At 65.5% G+C, this 20,808-nt stretch carries 20 protein-coding genes and 1 pseudogene; 8 read left to right on the forward strand and 13 right to left on the reverse strand.

All coding sequences use genetic code 11. From position 1 onward, the window contains the following. Nucleotides 1–105: 105 nt before the first annotated feature. Together ABE473_RS04640 and ABE473_RS04645 are read right to left on the reverse strand one after the other, a co-directional pair. Complete coding sequence (locus ABE473_RS04640) at nucleotides 106–1,242, reverse strand: PilT/PilU family type 4a pilus ATPase (protein WP_179460932.1); 1,137 nt, start codon at nucleotides 1,240–1,242, stop codon at nucleotides 106–108. Nucleotides 1,243–1,293: 51 nt separating this feature from the next. Next, the gene (locus ABE473_RS04645) at nucleotides 1,294–2,331 is read right to left on the reverse strand and encodes a type IV pilus twitching motility protein PilT (RefSeq protein ID WP_038690018.1); all 1,038 of its coding nucleotides are present in this window, start codon (nucleotides 2,329–2,331) and stop codon (nucleotides 1,294–1,296) included. A 108-nt stretch (nucleotides 2,332–2,439) separates the two neighbouring features. Between ABE473_RS04645 and ABE473_RS04650 the strand changes: the two genes are divergently transcribed. From ABE473_RS04650 to ABE473_RS04660, 3 genes and pseudogenes are all read left to right on the forward strand, one after another. Then, complete coding sequence (locus ABE473_RS04650) at nucleotides 2,440–3,120, forward strand: YggS family pyridoxal phosphate-dependent enzyme (protein WP_346488680.1); 681 nt, start codon at nucleotides 2,440–2,442, stop codon at nucleotides 3,118–3,120. A 27-nt stretch (nucleotides 3,121–3,147) separates the two neighbouring features. After that, on the forward strand, nucleotides 3,148–3,969 hold the full coding sequence (gene proC / locus ABE473_RS04655) for a pyrroline-5-carboxylate reductase (RefSeq protein ID WP_319210784.1): 822 nt from the start codon (nucleotides 3,148–3,150) through the stop codon (nucleotides 3,967–3,969). Between the two features lie 187 nt (nucleotides 3,970–4,156). Further along, nucleotides 4,157–4,756 (forward strand): annotated as a pseudogene (locus ABE473_RS04660) (short chain dehydrogenase); the annotation flags it as partial. 28 nt (nucleotides 4,757–4,784) lie between these two features. Here the strand turns inward: ABE473_RS04660 and soxR are convergent. Then, nucleotides 4,785–5,219 carry a redox-sensitive transcriptional activator SoxR gene (soxR, locus tag ABE473_RS04665; protein ID WP_176990998.1) on the reverse strand — a complete coding sequence of 145 codons (435 nt, stop codon included), beginning with the start codon at nucleotides 5,217–5,219 and terminating at the stop codon, nucleotides 4,785–4,787. Between the two features lie 91 nt (nucleotides 5,220–5,310). Between soxR and ABE473_RS04670 the strand changes: the two genes are divergently transcribed. Continuing rightward, on the forward strand, nucleotides 5,311–6,684 hold the full coding sequence (locus tag ABE473_RS04670) for an MFS transporter (protein WP_346488681.1): 1,374 nt from the start codon (nucleotides 5,311–5,313) through the stop codon (nucleotides 6,682–6,684). 19 nt (nucleotides 6,685–6,703) lie between these two features. On the opposite strand, the gene ABE473_RS04675 is transcribed toward ABE473_RS04670, so the two are convergent. Both ABE473_RS04675 and ABE473_RS04680 read right to left on the reverse strand, forming a co-directional pair. Continuing rightward, nucleotides 6,704–8,611 (reverse strand): alpha/beta fold hydrolase, encoded by a 1,908-nt coding sequence (locus tag ABE473_RS04675; protein WP_346488764.1) that lies wholly within the window; start codon nucleotides 8,609–8,611, stop codon nucleotides 6,704–6,706. Between the two features lie 38 nt (nucleotides 8,612–8,649). Then, the gene (locus ABE473_RS04680) at nucleotides 8,650–9,627 is read right to left on the reverse strand and encodes a DUF4105 domain-containing protein (protein WP_346488765.1); all 978 of its coding nucleotides are present in this window, start codon (nucleotides 9,625–9,627) and stop codon (nucleotides 8,650–8,652) included. Nucleotides 9,628–9,838: 211 nt separating this feature from the next. Here ABE473_RS04680 and ABE473_RS04685 point away from each other — a divergent pair, with 211 nt between their 5' ends. After that, nucleotides 9,839–10,249 (forward strand): GFA family protein, encoded by a 411-nt coding sequence (locus ABE473_RS04685; RefSeq protein WP_346488682.1) that lies wholly within the window; start codon nucleotides 9,839–9,841, stop codon nucleotides 10,247–10,249. On the opposite strand, the gene ABE473_RS04690 is transcribed toward ABE473_RS04685, so the two are convergent. The 5 genes from ABE473_RS04690 to ABE473_RS04710 form a co-directional block, all read right to left on the reverse strand. Next, nucleotides 10,246–10,470, reverse strand: a complete 225-nt coding sequence (locus ABE473_RS04690; protein ID WP_346488683.1) for a hypothetical protein — start codon at nucleotides 10,468–10,470, stop codon at nucleotides 10,246–10,248. The two genes, ABE473_RS04685 and ABE473_RS04690, sit on opposite strands and share 4 nt — an antisense overlap. Before the next feature lie 116 nt (nucleotides 10,471–10,586). After that, complete coding sequence (locus ABE473_RS04695) at nucleotides 10,587–11,465, reverse strand: SDR family NAD(P)-dependent oxidoreductase (protein ID WP_346488684.1); 879 nt, start codon at nucleotides 11,463–11,465, stop codon at nucleotides 10,587–10,589. A gap of 86 nt (nucleotides 11,466–11,551) precedes the next feature. Next, entirely contained in the window at nucleotides 11,552–11,935 is a 384-nt protein-coding gene (locus tag ABE473_RS04700) for a YbjQ family protein (protein WP_346488685.1), read from the reverse strand. A 120-nt stretch (nucleotides 11,936–12,055) separates the two neighbouring features. After that, nucleotides 12,056–12,352: a hypothetical protein gene (locus ABE473_RS04705; RefSeq protein ID WP_346488686.1), complete on the reverse strand. Its 297-nt coding sequence runs from the start codon at nucleotides 12,350–12,352 to the stop codon at nucleotides 12,056–12,058. Between the two features lie 99 nt (nucleotides 12,353–12,451). Further along, a complete protein-coding gene (locus ABE473_RS04710; protein WP_346488687.1) occupies nucleotides 12,452–13,969 on the reverse strand; it encodes an alpha/beta fold hydrolase in 1,518 nt (505 codons plus the stop codon). A 159-nt stretch (nucleotides 13,970–14,128) separates the two neighbouring features. On the opposite strand from ABE473_RS04710, the gene ABE473_RS04715 reads away from it, so the two are divergent. After that, on the forward strand, nucleotides 14,129–15,838 hold the full coding sequence (locus tag ABE473_RS04715) for a histidine kinase (RefSeq protein WP_346488688.1): 1,710 nt from the start codon (nucleotides 14,129–14,131) through the stop codon (nucleotides 15,836–15,838). Further along, nucleotides 15,826–16,527, forward strand: coding sequence for a LytTR family DNA-binding domain-containing protein (locus ABE473_RS04720; RefSeq protein WP_346488689.1), 702 nt, complete (start codon nucleotides 15,826–15,828; stop codon nucleotides 16,525–16,527). The genes ABE473_RS04715 and ABE473_RS04720 overlap by 13 nt, the downstream gene beginning before the upstream one ends. A 96-nt stretch (nucleotides 16,528–16,623) precedes the next feature. Here the strand turns inward: ABE473_RS04720 and ABE473_RS04725 are convergent, their stop codons facing one another. The 3 genes from ABE473_RS04725 to ABE473_RS04735 form a co-directional block, all read right to left on the reverse strand. Further along, nucleotides 16,624–17,544 (reverse strand): phage exclusion protein Lit family protein, encoded by a 921-nt coding sequence (locus ABE473_RS04725; protein WP_346488690.1) that lies wholly within the window; start codon nucleotides 17,542–17,544, stop codon nucleotides 16,624–16,626. Between the two features lie 1,301 nt (nucleotides 17,545–18,845). Further along, nucleotides 18,846–19,259, reverse strand: a complete 414-nt coding sequence (locus tag ABE473_RS04730) for a hypothetical protein (RefSeq protein WP_346488691.1) — start codon at nucleotides 19,257–19,259, stop codon at nucleotides 18,846–18,848. Nucleotides 19,260–19,322: 63 nt separating this feature from the next. Beyond that, nucleotides 19,323–20,024, reverse strand: coding sequence for a hypothetical protein (locus ABE473_RS04735; protein WP_346488692.1), 702 nt, complete (start codon nucleotides 20,022–20,024; stop codon nucleotides 19,323–19,325). A gap of 407 nt (nucleotides 20,025–20,431) precedes the next feature. Here ABE473_RS04735 and ABE473_RS04740 point away from each other — a divergent pair, with 407 nt between their 5' ends. After that, nucleotides 20,432–20,713 (forward strand): hypothetical protein, encoded by a 282-nt coding sequence (locus ABE473_RS04740; RefSeq protein WP_346488693.1) that lies wholly within the window; start codon nucleotides 20,432–20,434, stop codon nucleotides 20,711–20,713. Nucleotides 20,714–20,808: the final 95 nt, after the last annotated feature.

Here is a 20,808-nt window from a genome sequence, read left to right on the forward strand (position 1 = left end):
GCCTTAAGCGGGGGTTGTGGTGTGGGCCCACCAACTGTCGGCACCTACCCGGTTTGGGTGGCACGGTTAGCGCACGACCGTTGGTCGTGCGCCCCACCGCCCCGCTCAGCGGACCTCCGAAATCTCCACCCCATCCAGCCCCTGCGACAGCGTGCGTGCATCGCCGCCCTGGGAGAGCTTGATCCGCAGCCGCACTTCGTTCTGCGAATCGGCGTAGCGCAGCGCATCTTCGTAGCTGATCTCGCCCGCCTGGTACAGCTCGAACAGGCTCTGGTCGAAGGTGCGCATGCCCAGCTGCACCGACTCCTTCATCACTTCCTTGAGCTTGTGGATTTCGCCGTCGCGGATGTAATCCTGGACCAGCGGCGTACCCAGCATGATCTCCATCGCGACCTTGCGCGATTTGCCATCCGGCGAAGGAATCAACTGCTGGGCAACCACGCCCTTGAGGTTCAGCGACAGATCCATCAGCAGCTGGTTGCGGCGGTCTTCCGGGAAGAAGTTGATGATGCGGTCCATCGCCTGGTTGGCGTTGTTGGCGTGCAGCGTGCACAGCACCAGGTGGCCGGTTTCGGCGAAGGCGATGGCGTGGTCCATGCCCTCGCGGGTACGTACTTCGCCGATCATGATCACGTCCGGCGCCTGGCGCAGCGTGTTCTTCAGCGCGGCTTCCCAGCTGTCGGTATCGATGCCGACTTCACGCTGGGTGATGATGCAGCCCTCGTGCTTGTGCACGAATTCGATCGGGTCTTCGATGGTGATGATGTGGCCGGTCGAGTTGTGGTTGCGGTAGCCGATCATCGCCGCCAGCGAGGTGGACTTGCCGGTACCGGTGGCGCCCACGAACAGGATGATGCCGCGCTTGGTCATCGCCAGCGTCTTGATGATCGGCGGCAGGTTGAGCTCTTCCACGGTGGGAATGCGCGTCTCGATCCGGCGCAGCACCATGCCGACCTGGTTGCGCTGGTAGAAGCAGCTCACGCGGAAGCGGCCGACACCGGACAGGCCGATGGCGAAGTTGCATTCGTGGGTTTTCTCGAACTCTTCGCGCTGCGCCGGCGTCATCACGTTCAGCACCAGGTCGCGGCTCTGCTGCGGCGTCAACGGGGTCTGGGTGATCGGCGAAATCTTGCCGTTGACCTTGATCGCCGGCGGCATGCCCGCGGTGATGAACAGGTCCGACGCCTTCTGGTGCGCCATCAGCTTGAGGAACGAGGTGAAGTCGATGGTGGTGGTGCTCATCGCGGTGTACTCCGAGGGTTTTCAGGAGCCGGCCAGCGGCCGGCACTACCACTATTCGAAAATCCGCTTGTCCTTGGCGTACTCGCGCGCCTGGTTGCGGGTGATCAGGCTGCGCTTGACCAGATCCTGCAGGTGCTGGTCCAGGGTCATCATGCCCATCTGCTGGCCGGTCTGGATCGCCGAGTACATCTGCGCGACCTTGTCTTCGCGGATCAGGTTGCGGATGGCCGGGGTGCCGACCATGATTTCCCAGGCCGCGGTACGCCCGCCACCGACCTTCTTCAGCAGTGCCTGCGAGATCACCGCGCGCAGCGACTCGGACAGCATCGAGCGCACCATCGGCTTTTCGCCCGCGGGGAACACGTCGATGATGCGGTCGATGGTCTTGGCGGCCGAGCTGGTGTGCAGCGTCCCGAACACCAGGTGGCCGGTTTCCGCGGCGGTCAGCGCCAGGCGGATCGTTTCCAGATCGCGCAGTTCGCCGACCAGGATGATGTCCGGGTCTTCACGCAGGGCCGAACGCAGCGCTTCGTTGAAGCCGTGCGTATCGCGATGCACTTCGCGCTGGTTGATCAGGCACTTCTGCGAGGTGTGCACGAATTCGATCGGATCCTCGACGGTGAGGATGTGGCCGTATTCGTTCTTGTTGATGTGGTCGATCATCGCCGCCAGCGTGGTCGACTTGCCCGAACCGGTCGGGCCGGTCACCAGGATCAGGCCCTGCGGCTGGTCGATCAGCTCGCGGAAGATCGGCGGCACGGCCAGGTCTTCCAGCGTAAGCACCTCGGACGGAATGGTACGGAACACCGCACCCGCGCCACGGTTCTGGTTGAAGGCGTTGACACGGAAGCGCGCCAGCGAGGGAATCTCGAACGAGAAATCGACCTCGAGGAACTCTTCGTAATCGCGACGCTGCTTGTCCGACATGATGTCGTACACCAGCGCGTGGACCTGCTTGTGGTCCAAGGCCGGAATGTTGATGCGGCGGACATCGCCGTCGACGCGGATCATCGGCGGCAGGCCGGCCGACAGATGAAGATCCGACGCTTTGTTCTTTACAGAAAACGCCAATAGTTCGGCGATATCCATGCGCTGCTACTCCCCATGACTGCTGCGACTGGAAGGTTCTTTCCCCGGGCGGCAGTATAGAGCGAGATGTGCACAATACGCTCCAGCCCCTGATCCACCGGACCCGCCGTGACCGCCCAGACCCTGCCTGCCATCCTGACGAACCTGCACAACGCGGCGGTGGCCGCCGGGCGGCCAGATCCCGTCCTGCTGGCGGTCTCCAAGACCCAGCCGGCCGAGGCCGTGCAGGCCCTGGCCGCGCAGGGCCAGCGGGCCTTCGGCGAGAACTACGTGCAGGAAGCGGTGGCCAAGATCGAGGCATTGGCGACACTGGGCCTGGAATGGCACCTGATCGGCCACCTGCAGTCCAACAAGGCCGAGCTGGCCGCCCGCCATTTCGACTGGGTGCAGAGCGTGGACCGGCCCAAGCTGGTCACCGCGCTGGCCGCGCACCGCCCGCCCGGCCAGCCGCCGCTGAACGTGCTGATCCAGGTCAACATCGATGACGAGGACAGCAAGCACGGCTGCGCCCCGCAGGACATCCAGACCCTCGCCGCTGCCATCACCGCCGCACCGCAGCTGCGCCTGCGCGGGCTGATGGCGATCCCGGCGCCCTGGCCGGAGGCGGACCGCCGGCAGGCGGCCTTCACCAACATGGCCGCGTTGTTCGCCACGCTGGCCGCAGCGCATCCACAGGTGGATACGCTGTCGATGGGGATGAGCAGCGACTACCCTGAAGCCATCGCCCATGGCGCCACGATGGTCCGCATCGGCACCGCGCTGTTCGGCGCCCGCCCGCGACCCGCCTGAGCGCCCCGCCCGTTCCAAGGAGAGTTCATGAGCACGTCCCCCATCACCTTCATCGGCGGCGGCAACATGGCCCGCAGCCTGATCGCCGGCCTGGTCCGCCAGGGCGTGGCCCCGGCCAGCATCCACGTCGCCGAGCCGGTGACCGGACTGCGTGAGCAGCTGACCGCCGAATTCGGCATCAGGACCTACGCCAGCGCGAGCGAAGCCGCCGCGCAGGGCTCGGTCTGGGTGCTGGCGGTGAAGCCGCAGGTGCTGCGCGATGTCTGCGCGTCGCTGACCGATATCGCGCACGGCAAGCAGCCGCTGGTGGTCTCCATCGCCGCGGGCATCACCAGCGGCCAGCTGGACCGGTGGCTGGGTGGCGGCCAGGCCGTGGTCCGCGCGATGCCCAACACGCCGGCCCTGCTCGGCGCCGGCGTCACCGGGCTGTTCGCCACCGCCGCGGTGAGCGACGCGCAGCGCGCGCAGGCCGATACCGTGCTGGCCAGCGCCGGGCGCACCGTGTGGATCGACGACGAAGCGCGCATGGATGCGGTCACCGCCGTCTCCGGCAGTGGCCCGGCCTACGTGTTCCTGCTGGCTGAAGCGATGGAAGCCGCCGGCATCGCCCAGGGCCTGCCCGCCGATGCGGCCCGCACGCTGGTTGTGCAGACCCTGCTCGGTGCCTCGCGCATGCTGGATGAATCCGGCGAAGCCCCGGCCGAGCTGCGCCGCCGCGTGACCTCGCCGAACGGCACTACCCAGGCGGCGATCGAAAGCTTCCAGGCGGATGGCTTTGAAGCCATGGTCGCGCGCGCGATCGACGCAGCGACAACGCGCGGGCAGGCATTGTCGGCGGCGAATGATTGACGACCAGACGCAGCCACGCATGGCGTGGCACTACCTTGGCCGCCCTCTGACCGCGTAGAGCCCCCCGCTACCTTGGCCGTACCCTGACCGCGTAGAGCCACCCCATGGGTGGCTGGCCCGCGATGCGGGAACGAGAAGCAGCCACGCATGGCGTGGCACTACCCTCTATGTTTACGGAGAGATGCACATGAAGATCCTGCTTGTCGGTGCCAGCGGCACCCTGGGCCAGGCGGTCGCCAACACCCTCGGCGTCCACCATGAACTGATCCGCGCCGGTCGCCACGGCGGCGATGTGCAGGTCGATCTGACCGACGACGCCAGCGTGGACGCGCTGTTCGCGAAGGTAGGCAAGGTCGATGCGGTGATCGCGACCACCGGCCAGGTGCACTTCGGTCCGCTGGCGCAGATGCGGCCGGCCGACTTCAATCGGGGGCTGCAGGACAAGCTGCTCGGTCAGGTGCGGTTGAGCCTGGCCGCCCAGCATCACCTGAACACCGGCGGCTCGATCACCCTGACCAGCGGCATCATCAGCGCCCAGCCGATCCGCGATGGTGCCAACGCCACGGCCGCCAACGCCGCGCTGGAAGGATTCGTGCGTGCGGCCGCCTGCGAACTGCTGCCGCGCGGGCTGCGCATCAATGCGGTCAGCCCGAACGTGCTGGCCGAGTCGATGGACGACTACGGCGCGTATTTCCCGGGCTTCGAACCGGTGACGGCACAGCGCGCGTCGCTGGCGTACCAGCGCAGCGTGGAAGGGATACAGTGCGGCCAGGTGTTCACCGTGTGGTGTGGGGGGGGCCGGCCTGCGGCCGGCACTACTCCCAGCGGCGGGGGCCGTCGCCCTGATCGCCCAGCGTGTCGCCGGGATTGGTCAGCCGGCACCGCTTCAACGACAGGCACCCACAGCCGATGCAGTCGGTGAGCTGGTCGCGCAACAGCAGCAACTGCTCGATGCGCTGGTCCAGCTCGCTGCGCCACAGCGCTGACATCTTCGCCCACTCGGCCTTGGTCGGCGTCTTGTTCTCGGGCAGGGCGGCAAACGCGGTCGCCACCGCTTCCAACGGCATTCCCACTCGCTGGGCCACGCGGATCACTGCCAGCCGGCGCAGCACATCGCGGGCAAAACGACGCTGGTTGCCGGCGGTGCGCAGGCTGCGGATCAGGCCCTTGCGCTCGTAGAAATGCAACGCCGAGACGGCCACGCCGCTCCGCTTGGCGACTTCGCCTACACTCAGTTCCTGCGCGATCACTGCTTGACCTCAACCATGGTTCAGGTGGCATCCTGCGCGCCGCCGGGGGTGTACTGCAAGCCCGGCCCTCCTCCCGATGTCTGGAATCCGCATGTCCGTTGAAGTTTCCTCGCCACCCACCACCGCTCCGGTGGAGGACGCCCCGATCCCGTCGATCCTGTCGCCGGCCTATCGCGCGACCACGATCGGGATGGTCGCACTGGTCTCGCTGCATGGGTTCGAGGCGCTGGCCGTGGCCGCGGCGATGCCGACCGTGGCCCACGACCTGGACGGACTGCGCCTGTACGCCCTGGCGTTCGGCGGCACCCTGGCCACCAGCGTGATCGGGATGACGCTGTCCGGGCGCTGGAGTGACCAGCGCGGCCCGGCGCGGCCCCTGTGGCTGGGCCTGGCCTGTTTCATCGCGGGCCTGCTGGTGGCCGGGTTCGCCCAGCACATGCCGGTGCTGGTGCTCGGGCGCCTGATGCAGGGCCTGGGCGCCGGTGCGATTTCGGTCGCGCTGTACGTGCTGGTCGGGCGCTCGTTTCCCGAGCCGATGCGACCCCGCGTCTTCGCGGCGTTCTCCGCCGGCTGGGTGGTGCCTTCGCTGATCGGCCCCAGCATCAGCGGCCTGATCGTGCAGCACCTGGGCTGGCGCTGGGTGTTCCTGATCGTGCCGCTGCTGGCGATCCCGGCCGCCTTGCTGCTGCGCCCTGCCCTGCGGCAGGTCGGCGTAGTGACCGCGGGCAGCACCGGCCGCAACGTCGTGCCGTGGGCAGTGGGTGCTTCGTTGGGCGCGCTGGCGCTGTACATCGGCGGGCAACAGCAGGGATGGCATGCCGTGGCGCTGCTGATGCCGGCGCTGGGCGTGCTGGCGCTGTGCAGCTGGAAGCTGTTGCCGACCGGCACGCTGACCCTGCGCCGCGGACTGCCCAGCGTGATCGCGCTGCGCGGGATCGCGGCCTCCGCGTTCTTCGGCTGCGAAGCATTCCTGCCCTTGCTGCTGCAGCGCGAACGTGGCTTGACGCCCGTCGTGGCCGGTATCGCACTGAGCCTGGGCGCGCTGGGCTGGTTCTCCGGCTCGTGGCTGCAGGGCCACCAGCAGCGTGGCTGGTCGCGCCGACAGTTGCTGCAGGCCGGCGCGCTGCTGATGTGCGTGGGCATCCTGGCCACGTCGCTGGCGATCCAGCCGGGCATGCCGCTGTGGTCGGCGATGGTCGGCTGGGTGCTGACCGGGCTGGGCATGGGCCTGATCTATCCCAGCCTCTCGGTGCTCACCCTGTCGCTGTCACCGCCGGCACAACAGGGCGCCAACACGTCCGCCCTGCAGCTCAGCGAGGCCCTGGCCGTGGCGACCACGCTGGCCGTGTCCGGCTCGCTGTTCGCGCTGTTCCTGGACGGCCGGGAAGCGCTGGGCTACCTGCTGACCTTCGCGATCATGCTGGTGCTGGCGCTGTTGAGCGTCGTCGTCGCGCGGCGCATCTGACCGTCACCGGACACGCCCCTTACGGGTGCGTGTCGCCGACCTCTTTCAGATCCTCGCGCAGGATCCGACGGATCTCCAGCACGGCCTGCGGGGTTTCCTGCACGCTGTGCCCGGAGATGATCACCTTCTCCGACACCGCGCCCTCCAGATGCGCGCTCCAGTACGGCACCAGGCCATCGTCGGACTGCAGCAGCGGCACGTCCGGTTTGCGCTGGGCGATGATCGAGTGGTACTTCAGGCCCGGCGTGATCGGCAGCGCACCGGCCGCCTTCACGAACGGATCGCTGGCCTTGAGGTTGTCGATGCTGTTGGGAATCTGCAGCTTGGTGGTGCTGTTGGCCGATTCGGATTCCTGCAGGGTCAGGAACACATCCTCGAACTTGCCCAGGATGGTGATCGGCAGCCGCACCAGCCGGCCGATCAGACGCCCTACCCGATTGCCCGCGATATCCGTGCCCTTGTGCGGGGCGGCGATGAAGATCGCCCGCTCCACGTTCGGTTCGGCCGTGAAGTGCAGCAGCGGGCCCAGCTTGGTTTCGACCCGCTTGAGGCGCTCGCCCTTGAGGTCGTAGTTGGCCAGCAGGTCGTTCCAGAGCACATCACCGGACGAGGTCACCAGCAGGCGCGCGAGCACGCCGCCCATGCTGTGCCCGATGAACACCATGTCCTTCGACGCCGGCGTGCTGCCGCTCGGATCGAAATGCTTGAGCGTGTTGTCGAAGGCCTGGTTGATCTCGTAGCGGTTGAGCGCGATCGGGGCATTGGTCGGGTAATACACCTGCCAGACCTGGAAGTGCCGGCGCAGCTCGGGATCACCCATGATCTCGTTGGCCACGTTCACCCAGGCCTCCGGGCTGCTGCCCAGGCCGTGCAGCATGAAGATGATGCGGCGGTTCGGATCCCATGGCTGCATCAGGTACATGTGCGGTGCGCCGATGCCTTCGCTCAGGCCGAACAGCGTGCGCAGCGACTGCGTGGCAAAGCCGGACTGCGCCAGCCACATACCGTAGGCGGCGGTGAAGTTGCCGGCCAGGGGTACCTTCTCGCCGTGCAGGTTCACGCTCTCGGTGGACTCGGGCGAGTACACATCGAACAGCACCTGGGTGGTATCGAGCACCTGCCGCAGGTCGTTGCCCTTGAAACGCAGCAGCGCGGTGGCGTTGATCGCTGACATCTCGCTGTACTGGGGAATCTCCGCCTTCTCGCCATCGGCCGGGGCCACCAGCTTGGGCGGATCCATGATCACCACCAGCTCCGCACCAAAGCCATCGCGCCGATAGGTGCTGCGCAGGCCGGCGAAGCTCACCGCCGAGGCGGACACCATCCGGGTCGGGATGCTCTGCATGCGCAGCTCATCGAAATCGGAGGTCAGCGTCCAGCGCTCACCGGCCACCGCGGCGTTGTAATCCTCGCCCTCGAGCGCGCTTTCGCGGCTGCGCTTGAACACCACCGCGGCGGTCTGCTCGGCGGCGTAGTTGTAGTAATCGCGCACCTGCGTCTGGCGATCTTCGAAGGCGCGGTCCGAAGGCGTGCGCCCGCTGAAGAACAGGTACGCGTAGGCATAGCGCGCCGCTTCCAGCCACGCATCCAGCGCGGCATCGGACATCGGCGTTTTCTCGCGGTCCTTGGGCTTGGGGGTCAGTGCGAGCGCGGTCTTCACCCAGAGCTCGGACTGCGCCGACAAGCGCTGCTCCTCCGGCAGGACATCGGTGTCGGCGAGGGTCTTCTGGCAGGCGGTGACATCCTTTTCGCACTGCGCCACGTCCATGCCGATCACGCTCAGCGTTTCCTGCGAGGCGGCGCTGAGCTTGCCCGAGGTGAGCACGTCGCCACGCTTGTTGGCGAGGTACTCGGTCGGGGCCACCTGCTTCATGGTGACCATCGCACAGCCGCTGGAGAGCAGCAGCGAGAGCACCACGGCCGTCATCGGCAACGCGCGGTGCGCGAGCAGTTTCACAATCGACCTCATGGAACGCTTCCCTGCCCTGTCCCCGGAACACCCCGGCGGATCACCTGTGAAAAATCATCGTTTTCATTGCTCGCCCGCGCGCGATCGGTGATCCGCCCGCGCGCCTTCAGCGTCTCGAACGGTACCCCCGGCGTGAGCACCCCCAGATCGCGCGCGTATTCGGCGAAGTAGCCCGAGGCCAGCAGCCGGTAGTCCATCGGCAGGCCCGGCGCGATCTGCCTGGCCAGTTCGTACACGATGGTCGTGCAGTTGCTGGTCAGCGTGTTGTAGAACGCCGGCGCGGCATCGAGCTTGCGGGCCTCGCCGAGATAGGAGACGAACAAAGCCTTGAGCTGCTCCTGGGTCATGCCGTGCAGGCGGTACAGATAGACATCTTCGCCGCGTGCGTTGGTACGCGTGCGCACGATGTCGGTTTCCTCCGAGGCGACCAGGGTCATCTCGAACTTGCGGAAGAAGCCGCCGAGCGCGGAGAAGGACTCACCGCGCTCCTTGCGGATCTCCAGCGAGAACACCAGGTAACGGCCGTCATCGAAGCCGAACGAGATCAGCGTGTGCGCGATCATGGGGCCCATCCAGTAGGACAGGATCAGGTCGGCAGAGCGCAGCTGGTCCAGGTTGTACTCGCGGCGCACCCAGCGCGCGTCGTAGTCGGTCTCGCTGCGCCAGGTGAAGTCACGGACGTTGTCGAGCACCACGCGCGAGCCATCGACCTGCACCACCTTCAGGCGCTGGGCGACATCATCGGCCCAGACCCGGTCCTGGCGCGGGGTCAGCAGCAGCCACCAGATGCCCGAGAGCACCAGCGCCACGCCGTACAGCACGCCCGGCCAGCGCCCGGCGCGCGCACGCGCCACGCCGATCGCCCCGGTGACGGCGAACACGCCCCACAGCCCGACCAGCAGATACCGCACCCAGCCCGGACCCGGCAGCTGGTAGGCCAGCAAACCGGTGATCCACAGCGCCGCCAGCAGCATCAGCAGTGCCAGCCCCCATCGTCCTGCCTTCTTCACGCATCGATCCGTCGTCTATCCGGGGCGCTAGTTAGCCATAACCCCTGTGTGCGCCGCATGTCGAGCCTGTTCAGCTTCGGGCCGCCGTTCACCCCGGGACCCCGCACCGGCTGGCTCCGCCCCCCGGGCCGGTCGCATACTTGCGCGATCAACGGCCATCAAGGAAGCGCCAAGCATGCAGGGTCTGACCACCGTGGGCGGGGTGCCCATCCAGCGCCACCATCTGCTGCGCTGCCATTGCGGGGCCGTGGTCCTGCGCCTGCACCTGCCCGACGGCGTGGTGTCGCCCCGCCGCTGCGACTGTTCGATGTGCCGGCGACGTGGCGCGATCGTCGCCTCGGTCAAGCTGGCCGATCTGGAGGTCGTACAGGGCCATGACGTCCTGCGCCTGTACCAGTTCAATACCCACGTCGCGCGCCATCACTTCTGCAGCGTGTGCGGCATCTACACGCATCATCAGCGCCGCTCGTCGCCGGACGAATACGGCTATAACGTCGGCTGCCTGGACGGGGTCAATCCGTTCGACATCGGCGAGGTACCGGTCAACGACGGGGTCAACCACCCGGCCGATGCCACCCGCGCTTAGCGGCGCTCGCGGCCCGGGCCGATCTTCTGCCACGGGGCCATGCCCTTGCGCCCATGCAGCAGCGGGCGCTTGAGCGGCAGCCGGCGTGGCAGCGGGATGCCCACCCCGGGCGCGGCGGTATCGTCCTCGCGCAGGGACTCGGCGCGCTGGCCGACCAGCAGCGCTGCCACTTCTTCCAGTCCGTTACGCATGGCGCGGGCCGCCGTCTGCAGGGGATTCATGGCATGTCTCCAACCGGTGTGGGGACGATCTACGCTACTGCCGCGCCGGCATGGAAACCGTGAATGGAATGGGTCAGAAAGATGAAATCGGCCGCTCCAGCAGGCGTACGCCGCCGTCAGCGTGGCTCGACAGCCGCCGTGGCGATCTGCGGCCACTGCCTGGCAACCGCCTCGATGTTTCCCGCCACTACGGCCCGCAGATCACGCGGATAGTGCACACCCTCGGCCTCGGTCAGTCGCGTGGCATGGAACTGGCCGTTGCTGGCGCGCAGGATCCAGCCGCCCTCGATGCAGGCGCGCGAGGCCAGGAACACGACGCCCGGCGCCACGGCCTCCGGGTGCAGCTCGTCCGGCTCGCCTTCCACGCCCCACATCCGGGTTTTGGCCACCGGTGATACCGCATTGACCACGATGCCATGCGCCGCACCTTCGGCCGCCAGCACGTTGACGATCCCGACCGCGGCCGACTTCGCCGCCGCGTACGCCACCAGCCCGTGCTGCACGTACTGCGGATACAGCGCGCGGTCGGAGGTGGTCAGCACGATGCGGCCATGGCCCTGCGCCTGCATGGCCGGCCATGCGGCCTGGGCTAGCCAGAGCGGCGCCTTGGCCGCGACCGCCATCATGTGGTCGAAACGATCCTCGTCCAGCGCATCGATCCGCTGGTACTCGACCCAGCCCGCGTTGTGCAGGATCACGTCCAGGCGGCCATGCCGTTGCAGGATATCGGCGACCAGCGCGGCGGCCAGGGAGCGGGTCTGGATGTCCTGGCGGCTGGCCTCGACAGAGAGCCCCTCTGCACGCAGACGCGCAACAGCGTGATCGATCCGCTGCGGATCGCGGCCGGTACCGTCCAGTGCGGCCCCGACATCCTGCATGACCACGTGCGCCCCGCGCTGCGCCAACAGCCGGCTGTAGGCGACGCCGAGGCCACCCGCGGCACCGGTGACCAGAGCAACCTGCCCGGCGAAAGAAAGTGTGTCGTTGATCGTCATGCGGACAGCATCCGCCCTGGGCCGCGCGGATGCCAATACCGATGAGAGCTTGCTGCGATACGCGGGGCGTATCGCACGCGGGATCCCTAGAAGTGCGTGGGCTCGACGATCACTGCCGTGCCGTAGCACAGCACTTCGGTCAGGCCGGTCATCACGTCGGTGGCGTCATAGCGCATCGCGATGATCGCGTTGGCGCCGAGCAGCCGCGCGTGGTTGGACATGTCCCGGTAGGTCTCTTCGCGCGCCTGCTCGCACAGCTGCGTGTAGATGGTGATGTTGCCGCCGAAGAGGGTCTGCAGCCCGCCGAGGAAGTTGCCCACGATCGAACGCGATCGCACGGTGATGCCACGCACCACGCCCAGACTGCGCACAACACGGAAACCCGGCAGCTCCATCGCCGTGGTCACCATCGCATCATCGAGCCGGGTTGCAGGGCCTGCGCGGCCACCGCTGTTGTAAGGATCCGCCATTGCTGCCTCTATCCAGGGTGAGTGCATCGGTCAGGCCAGCGCGCAGGGTGCGGCTGGAGCTGGCGGAAGGATAGCGCCAAGACGCGCACGGATGTGACGTCCACTCGCCTGCCGGCGCCGCTATACCCCACCGAGCCTGACCACCTGGTACACCGCCACATTCTGCTCTGCCAGCGCACGCACCACCTCGGGGATCAGCTGCATCGGCAGGTCCACTTCGTAGCCGTGCGGACGCGCGTGCAGCATAGAGGCGTCGAAATCAAAGGCAGGGTTGCCGCTGGCGCGCTCGACAAGGAACGTGATGATCGCATCGCGAGCAATGCCCTCCCACTCGCCAACTTCGAAGTACACCCGGTATAGCGTGTCGCCGTAATCGTCCGGCGTGCCGTGCACGGAATCCACCGTTGGATCGGTCATCGCGTCCTCCTGTGTTGGCGCAGCGCGCCGGGGTCAGCCGAAACCATACACCTCGGCCGGTCCCCAGCACCTGCACACACGGACGCCATCGGATCGTCCTCAGCGACCGCGCGGATCCACCAGATCGCTTTTGCTCTTGGCGAACGCCGGCGCGGCCACCTCGAGCGCGCGGTCCTGCACCGGTCGACCGGCGAGGAAGTTGGTGATGCTCATGGCGATGGCAGGGTTCCCCAGCCACAGTTCATTGTCGTGACTGGCACCACGCACCCGCAGCGTGCGGCTGTCGCTGAAGCCCGGCCGCAGCGCCTCGGCGTTGGCCGGCGGGGTGCGCCCATCCAGCGTGCCACTGATGAACAGCACCGGCACCTTGCTGCGCAGCGGCCCGCGGAAAGCGTCGCCGAGATCGACCAGCCCCAGGCCATCACCGAGCGCCGGGAACGGGAAATTCAGCGCGTCGCCGAACAGGCTCTCGCGGGCCTGCGCCTCGGCCAGGGCACGGCGCTGCGGGCTCTGCCCCGAGGCCACATCCATCGCCAGTGACATCGCGCTGTAGCTGCCGTGCTCACCGCGCAGCAGCAGGACCGTCGCCGCCAGCAGGTCGTAGTCGCCGTGCTCGGCATCGCGCAGCATCAGTGGAAGCCACTGCTGGGTCATGCGGCGCCCGAGGCAGGCGGTGATCGCCAGCTGTGCGTCGTACTCGCCGATGGTCACCTGCTTGCCGCCGTGCATGTCACTGCGGCCCTGCCGCGGCTGCTCGCGCAGTGCTGCCAGGACGCGCGTGGCCGAGCCGGTGAGATCATCGAATCCCGCCGCCTTGGCCAGCACGCCCAGCTCCGCCAGCAACGCATCGGCCGACAGCGGCAGCTTCAACGTGTCATCAGGTCCTTCCGTCCCCATCAGCACCACGCGGTCGAGACCTGCGCCGTGCAGGCGCACCGTGGCCAGCGCCAGATGCGTGCCGTAGCTCATGCCCCACAGGCTGATCTTCGGCACCTTCAACGCGCGCCGCAGGTCCTCCAGATCGCCGGCACTTTCCGCGGTGGTGTAGTCAGCCAGATCCACACCCGCCTCCTGCCAGTACGCCACGCAGCGGGCAGCAACGTCACGCAGCGCGGCGAGCGCCGCATCGCGCTGCAGCGGCTTTGCATCGTCGAACGTGTGCTCATGCGGGCATGCCGGCGGTGGCTCGGACTCACCCGCCCCGCGCTGATCGAGCAGCAGCACGTCGGTTTCGCGCCGGACCTGATCGAACACCGGCCAGCGCGGGCCGCGCCCGGTCCCGATCCCCGAGCCACCCGGACCACCGGCCAGATACACCACCGGTGCGGCGCGGCCATCGCCACCGGTCGCCGGCAGACGCACCACCCGCAGGCGCAGGCGCGGTCCGTTCGGATCGGCATGTCGGCGCGGCACCTCCAGGTAGCCCGCCTCGGCCGCGATCGTGCCGTGCTTCTGTGTCTCGAGCGCATACGGGGTGAACACCAACGGCGCCGGCGCATCAGCTGCCAGCACGGGTGCCGCACCGACCAGGGTCAGGCAGAGCGCTGCCCACCGCGTGACCCGCAGGCACAGGCCGGGAGCAGGAGAACGGAACAGGGACATCGGGACATTGGACATGACGGGCTCCGGGTGGGAGGTAAGGGAATCGAGCGCCGAGTGACGGCGCATGCACCACGCCGCCAGCATCACCCTCCCCACGCCAGCCGAGCACGGCCCGTCCGCCGAACAGCTCCAGGCGGGGGTCCAGTGACTCCGTGCAACCGATACGATGGGCCCATGCAGATCCCACGCACCCTGACCGCCCTCGCCGTCCTGCTCATCGCGGTCGCCGCGTGGCTGCTGCTGGTCGCGCCTCCGCCGGGCGTGCGCTACTACGAGGCCCAGGAGATGGCACCCGCCACGCTGGGCGCTGACGGCGCATTCCCCACCGCTCCGCCCAGGACACTGGCGTGGCAACCGGCCAACCAGCGCGAACTGGTGCAGTGGCGCGGCCCCTACTGGCTGCGCTGGCGCCTGCCTGCGCAGCCGGCACACCACGCGGCCGACCGTGCACTGCGCATCTCGGTACGCGCCGCCAGCCAGCCCTTCTGGAACGGCCAGCCGTTGGCCGCCAATGGCACCGTCGGCCGCAACGCGGACGAAGAGCAGCCGGGGCAGGTGGACATCATCCGTGTGCTCCCGCCCTCTTCCTCCAGCGGCACCGACGCGCTGGTGCTGCTCGCCTCCAGCCACCATCAGTGGTTCACACTGCGGGGCGCGGATGCCTTCGTTGCGGTCGGGCCAGCCGCCTCGATCTACCGCCTCAGCCTTGGACCGTGGTTGATCGCCGCGCTTGCCACGGGGGCGCTGGGTGCGGCCTGCCTCTACTTCCTCGCTGCACAGCGCGGCCGTCCACGGGTACCGGGTGCGCGCCTGCTGCTCGCATTGGGTGTCGTCGGCCTTGCATTGCCCGTCGTCGAAGCATGGCGTCCGCTGGTCGGCTATGCCTATCCGTGGCACGGCCCGCGACTGCTCATGCTGCTTCTGCTGCACCTCGCCGCGGCGATCCTGCTGCCGGCTTACCTGGCGCGTCGTTTCGGCGTCGCGGTGCCGAAGACAGCCCGCGTCGCCTATCTCGCCACATTGTTGGCGCTGGCCGCCTTCGTGCCCAGCTTCGACGGCCGCGGTGCCGCACTCCTGCTGCTCAGCCTGCTGACCTCCGTCTACGTGCTGCTACGCGCCCGCGGCGAGCCCGACGAGCGCTGGCCGATCCTGACCCTGGTGGTGGCCGGTGCACTCGCCGTGCCGCTGGCCGGCGGCATATTCCTCGACGGCCCGTACTTCCTGTTCCTGGCGGTGCTGATGGGCTTCCTGCTGATCCGCCACGCCGCCCAGCTGCGTACGCTGGACCACCACAACGCGCAGCTGCGCGAAGAGCGCGCCCGCCTCTCGCTGCAGCTGCTGCAACGGGGCATCCAGCCGCATTGGCTGATGAACACCCTCACCGGCCTGCAGGAACTGATCGAACAGGCACCAATGCGCGCCAGCCGCCTGGTCGAATCGCTGGCCGAGCAGTTCGACCGCCTGCGCGAGAGCAGCACCCGCCCCAGCGTGCCGCTGGACGAAGAGCTGGCGCTGTGCCGCAACCACCTGGACATCGTCGGGCTCGCACTGGATCGCCACATCGGCTTTGAGGTAGAGGGCGAACAAAACGGCCTGTGGCTGCCGCCCGGCGTGCTGCATGCACAGGTCGAGAATGCCCTCACCCACGCGGGGGCGGGGGCGTGTGCCGGGCATCCGTTCCGCCTGCGCATTCAACGCGAGGGCGACCGTTGGATGCTGGAACTGCGCAGTGCACGTGGCACTGCCCCACATCGCGGGCAAGGCACGGGCACGCGCTATATCGATGCCAGCCTTGCAGCTACCTGCCCGGAGGGCTGGCGCTTTGAACAAGGTCCCGATGGCAACGACTGGTACGGCCGCATGGAGCTGACATGCGCATCCTGATCGTCGAGGACGAACTGCTGGTCCGCCAGCGGCTGCTACGGATATGCACCGAACTGGACGGCAGCCGCGCCCGATTCGATGCCGTGGCCGACCTGGACGCCGCGGGTGACCGGCTGCAGCGCAGCGTGTATGACGGCCTGCTGCTGGATTTGAATCTGGGTGGAGAGGATGGCTTCGACCTGCTGAAGCGCGTGGTGGCTGGCCGATACCACTGCGTGGTGGTCTCCGCGCATCGGGAGCGGGCGCTGCAGGCGTTTGAGCATGGGGTGCTGGATTTCGTGCCGAAGCCTTTCTCACGCGAACGGCTGGGGCAGGCGCTGGAGCGGTTGCTGGATGTTGGGCGCTATCGGTCCGGGGCGGCGCGTTACCTGGGCATCTGGCATGCGCAGGGGACGGCGATGGTGGAGCTGGCCGATGTGCTTTGGATTCGTGCTGATGGGGACTACAGCGAAGTACGTATGCGCGATGGGCGGAGTGAGCTGCATGACAAATCGCTGGCGAGTCTTACTGCCGTGCTACCACCGGACTTTGTGCGTTGCCATCGGTCGTATCTGGTCAATCTGACGCATGTGCGGACGTTGCATGCGGCTTCGGGGAGCCGGTATTGGTTGGTGTTGAATGATGGCGCTGAGGTGCCGGTGGGGCGGGCGTTTGTTGAGGAGGTGCGTGGGGAGCTTGGGACGACATAACCTCTTCCAGAAGATCGCTGCAGCACCACTGTCCGCTTTCGGCCATAAGCGGTCCTTCGCTAGCCGGAGGAGGCTCCTGTTGGCCGCAGCATTGCATCAGTCCTCGAACAGCGGGTCCTCGGGATTCCATCCCTCGCGGAGGGCAACCAGGTTGACCGCACCGAACGGGTCCGGCGCATCGGGATAGGCCAGCTTTAGCGATGCGAAGGCCGAGACTGCAATGATGGCGGCCACCTTGCTCGTCCTGTGCGCGTCCATAACGCCGGCAATAGCATCGATGCGTTCCTGCAGCGCCGGATGGCGCTCGCCTGGTCCCCAGTTCGCGCGCGACAGCAGCGTCAAGGCGAACATGGCGCAGTAGATGCCAGTTTGCCGCTTGGCGGATATTCCCGAGGCCGGCTGACCGGTTGCCGCCGCCTGGTCGGAAATGCGCTCGAGAAGGAAGGCAGTGGCGAACGCGTCGCACGAATGTTCCTCGCGCTTACACGCTTCCACGTCATCCCAAGGGGCCGACGTCCCGGCTTGCTGGTGAATCAGATGCTGCAACTCGTGCAGCACCGCCCAGCCCGTACCGAAAATTGCCAGCTCGCCCCCGACACGCGCCGGGTCACCGGGGACGTGGTCGACGAGCTCGCCTGCCGGCGGTAGAAAGTCCGGCCAAGGCACCTCGTCGACATTGCCCGCGATGCGAGTGGCTTCGAAGCAATCGAGGATCTCCTCAAATCGAGTCAGGTCGGCTTCGCCGCTCGTTACGTAATGGTGGTACGCGGCATAGCCCTCCCATAGCGCGAAACTGGCGAGCCAGAACAGTCGCATGACGCGGCGATTGAAGCGTATGAATATGTAACCACCGGCGTCCAAGACGACCAGTCCATCGGGGCCGTCGTCCTCCAGCATCTGGATTTGGAGGCCGAACTCGCCCCAATAGTTTTTTAGTTCTTCGGTCCTCTCTGGCGTGGCCCCTTGGAGCATGTTGTGAACCGCGTCGCGAAGGGTGAGTGGTGATGGATTGTTCATAGATTGATGTCCTTATAGTGAAACGGATCGGCAGAACTTGCCGTCCATTACTATTTAGTCTCTTCACATGGACGTCAGCTTAGGCAGCGATTTCGCAGACGTTCTAAGCCCGGCAGGACACCGATGACTCGCGTTCGCGCACCATAGTCCGCCGGCAGGTCGTGGTGCAGGTTAATCAAGCCCATCATCGCGCGATGATGTGCTGTCGTACGCCGATACCAAGATCATGTTCGGGTTGCGCCACTCCTCAAAGTACGGAACGAACGGCTTCAGCCCCTCCAGCGACCGCCGGGCCGCACGAATGCGGACCGCTGGATGGCGTTCCAGTCGTGGACCTGGGTGGTCCACCCCAAGTGGTTCGTCGCCGGCTCGGAGAGGAAGGCCCGTTCGAGCGGCCAGCGGTCCCTGCGATCGACTTGGGTGACTTCGGCTTGGTGAAAGAACGTGTTGGAAATCGAACGAATGGGGTCCTCGAAGTAGGGCGTCTAACTCCTAACCAGCACCAGTATGCGCGGTTGTGACTGGTTGCTCCGGGATCGGCTATCGGGATGGCGTCGGCACGCAAGCCCAGATAAATGCCTTTGATGAGCGTCTGCTTTGGGTCGCATGACGCACTGCGGCCAGAAGCGGAAGTTCAACGCCTGAGTTAAGCCTCGCCGCGAAGCTGCGTGGGCTTAGATGAATGGTTAGGTGCCATTGCTCTACCAATCTACATGTTGAGACATTGACTCAGAGAATGCCTCCATGGCAGCGCACCAGTTGTGGACGTCAAGTCTCACCTTCCACGGCCTTCGGTTCTGGACGCCTTCGAGGGTGCAACTGCCATCCCAATAGTTGTAGCGGCTTGACGGGTTAGTGCTTCGCGCAGCCGCGATACCAAGTTCAAACTGTGTGGCGTGGATGATCTTATTGCATGATTCTCGCAGTGTCAGCGCGAAGGAGCCGAGTGTCACTTGGCCGATCACGGGGCCCGCGACTGCGTCAGTTTCCATCTCCGTAAGTTCCGCCTCGCTTACCCTCCCAAGCATTGTGTCTTGGGCAATGCGAACCTTGGCGGCCAGCTCAATTAGGTCATTACTGATCGCAGTTCTAATCTGGATGTAGTAGATAGACCAATCTGATTGGTGGTCGATCTCGCCTCGCTGAAGCTGTCTGAGTCGCGCGTACTCGCGCGAACCTAATGCAAAGTGACTCAATCGGAATAGCTTCTGGTGCATCCCGATGAGATCGAAGAAGTGTGACATAGCACCTTACGCCAGAGTTAGGCCATTCCGCGAAGCGGCATTGGCTTGAATGAATTGTTAGCCAGCAGCCAGTGCCCTGCGCTTTTGAGCTAGCCTGATGATATCCGAGCACCTGCTAGAGATGGCGCCGAGTACCAAGCCAATCACGCATGCTGGCGAAAGAAATACTGCTTTGGCAACGCTAGCGAAAAGCCCCAAATATTCTTGCAGGATGGCTGGGCGAATGAAGATCAACGCAATGAACAGCAGGAAGACCGTGATGCAAGATTTCGCCAGATAGGCAACAAGAGCAGCGGGCTGATCCAAATAGAGCTCTACCTGCCGCTGCTCGTTCTGCGCCCATGACTTCGCCGTCTTACCTCCGTACCGTGCGGCGCGGAGCAGAAGGGACTTGAGCTGTTGCCAAGATGACAGAAGACCTAGTGCAAGGCTGATGAGGCTGATTGCCAGACCTAACGTTTCAATAGACACATAGTCTCCTGGTGGCTGATACCTGAGTTAATCCGGGCCAGACACATCGGCTTGAACGAACTACTAGATCTCAATCCAATCCGTCGGATTGTGCGGATTGATCAATAGGATCTTGTCCCAGCCTTCTTGACGAGGCAGATGCTGACGAAGTTGATCTTGGTCTTTCTCGTTCAGTCTCATGCCGGTGAAATTCGTCAGGGCAAGCCACCAGCTTTTGTATTTATCACGGAACGGGAGAGTCTTTCGAAGCTTCTCGGACGCGCAGTGCTCGATGTTGGCGATGAACTCGGCTACCACCCAGCCGCCAGCCTGACGATCACTCATACCCCCCATACAAAAGAACGTCTCTAATGGGTTAGATGCTTCTGCCACCTCAACCTCAAAGTTTGGTAGTGATAGGACCACCATCCTCCGCTTGTCCGCACGAGCCGTAAATTCGAGCAAGGCGCCACGCAACTGCAACTCGATTTCCTTCCATGGAGGAGCCGGTCGACTGAAACGAAAGAATACAAACCAGCTAACTCCATCTGTTTCCGCAATAGACTCAACAAGGCGCGTCATCTTTTGCCACAACGGGTACGTCACTTCCTCCAAGCCGCGAGCACCAGAGCCATCATCAAAATTCTGATTCAGCCTCCTTGCCTCGACCGCAATTCTCCCGTTGATCACGAAGTCCGGTGGGACATTGCCATCTGGCTCATACGCAACATCTGTGAATCCCATGTGGACTAACAGTTCTTTTGTGGCGATCTCTGAACTGTCCATTGAACTCCATCTACCTAATGGGCGGCACCGCGGGTCCAGTTATACGAATTATCCACAAAGCACTGTGTGATGGGGTTTCCTCTTGATGCATCTCGATCTTAGTGCGGCTGGCTCCGGCTAACAAGCCGGGGTCTAACCGGGCTCAGCGGCGCGCTCGGCCACTGTCGCAAGCCCGCGCCCGCAGACGTCCGCTTGGGGTCGGAAGCTGCCGTCCTCCTACGCCCGACAAATCTTCCTAACCCCTGCCCCGCCAATGTCCGCTTTCGGCCAGAAGCGGACGTTGAAACTGGGCGTCTACAGGGCCTCACAACGGCCGGACAATTCAATGTGTCACTGAGGATTCACGTACAGCGGCTGACGCGAATCGTAGGCTCCGTTGAACGATCCGGGGCACGGACCTACATGAAGTGACCGCGCTTATCGCGAACGACGCGCGCGCCTGGGCTATCAACGTATATCGCCCGGAAAATCTCGTTTCCACTGCAAAGAAGCAGGATCGAGCAGTCTCCAGTGTCTTCATTGAGGCCGATGGCGAGAGTCAACGGGAGCTGCTCCACCACAAACGTATAGTCCCCACTGTACTCATCGCTGAACTTCGGTATGACGCCGAGCAGTTCGAGGAACTCTATTTGATCCCAGGTGAAACGTATCGTGTAATTCCTGCTATCGACCTGATCGCCCCAGGATAAATGTCCGTTCCGGGTCAGAAAAGAACGCTATCAGCGATCGGCACCGTTGTGTTGCCCGAACGTGTGCAATCCGCCAAGAGCAGATCTGCCCGTCT

Source organism: Stenotrophomonas sp. TWI700, assembly GCF_039673645.1.
In the GTDB taxonomy this organism is placed as follows: Bacteria; Pseudomonadota; Gammaproteobacteria; order Xanthomonadales; family Xanthomonadaceae; genus Stenotrophomonas; species Stenotrophomonas maltophilia_AA.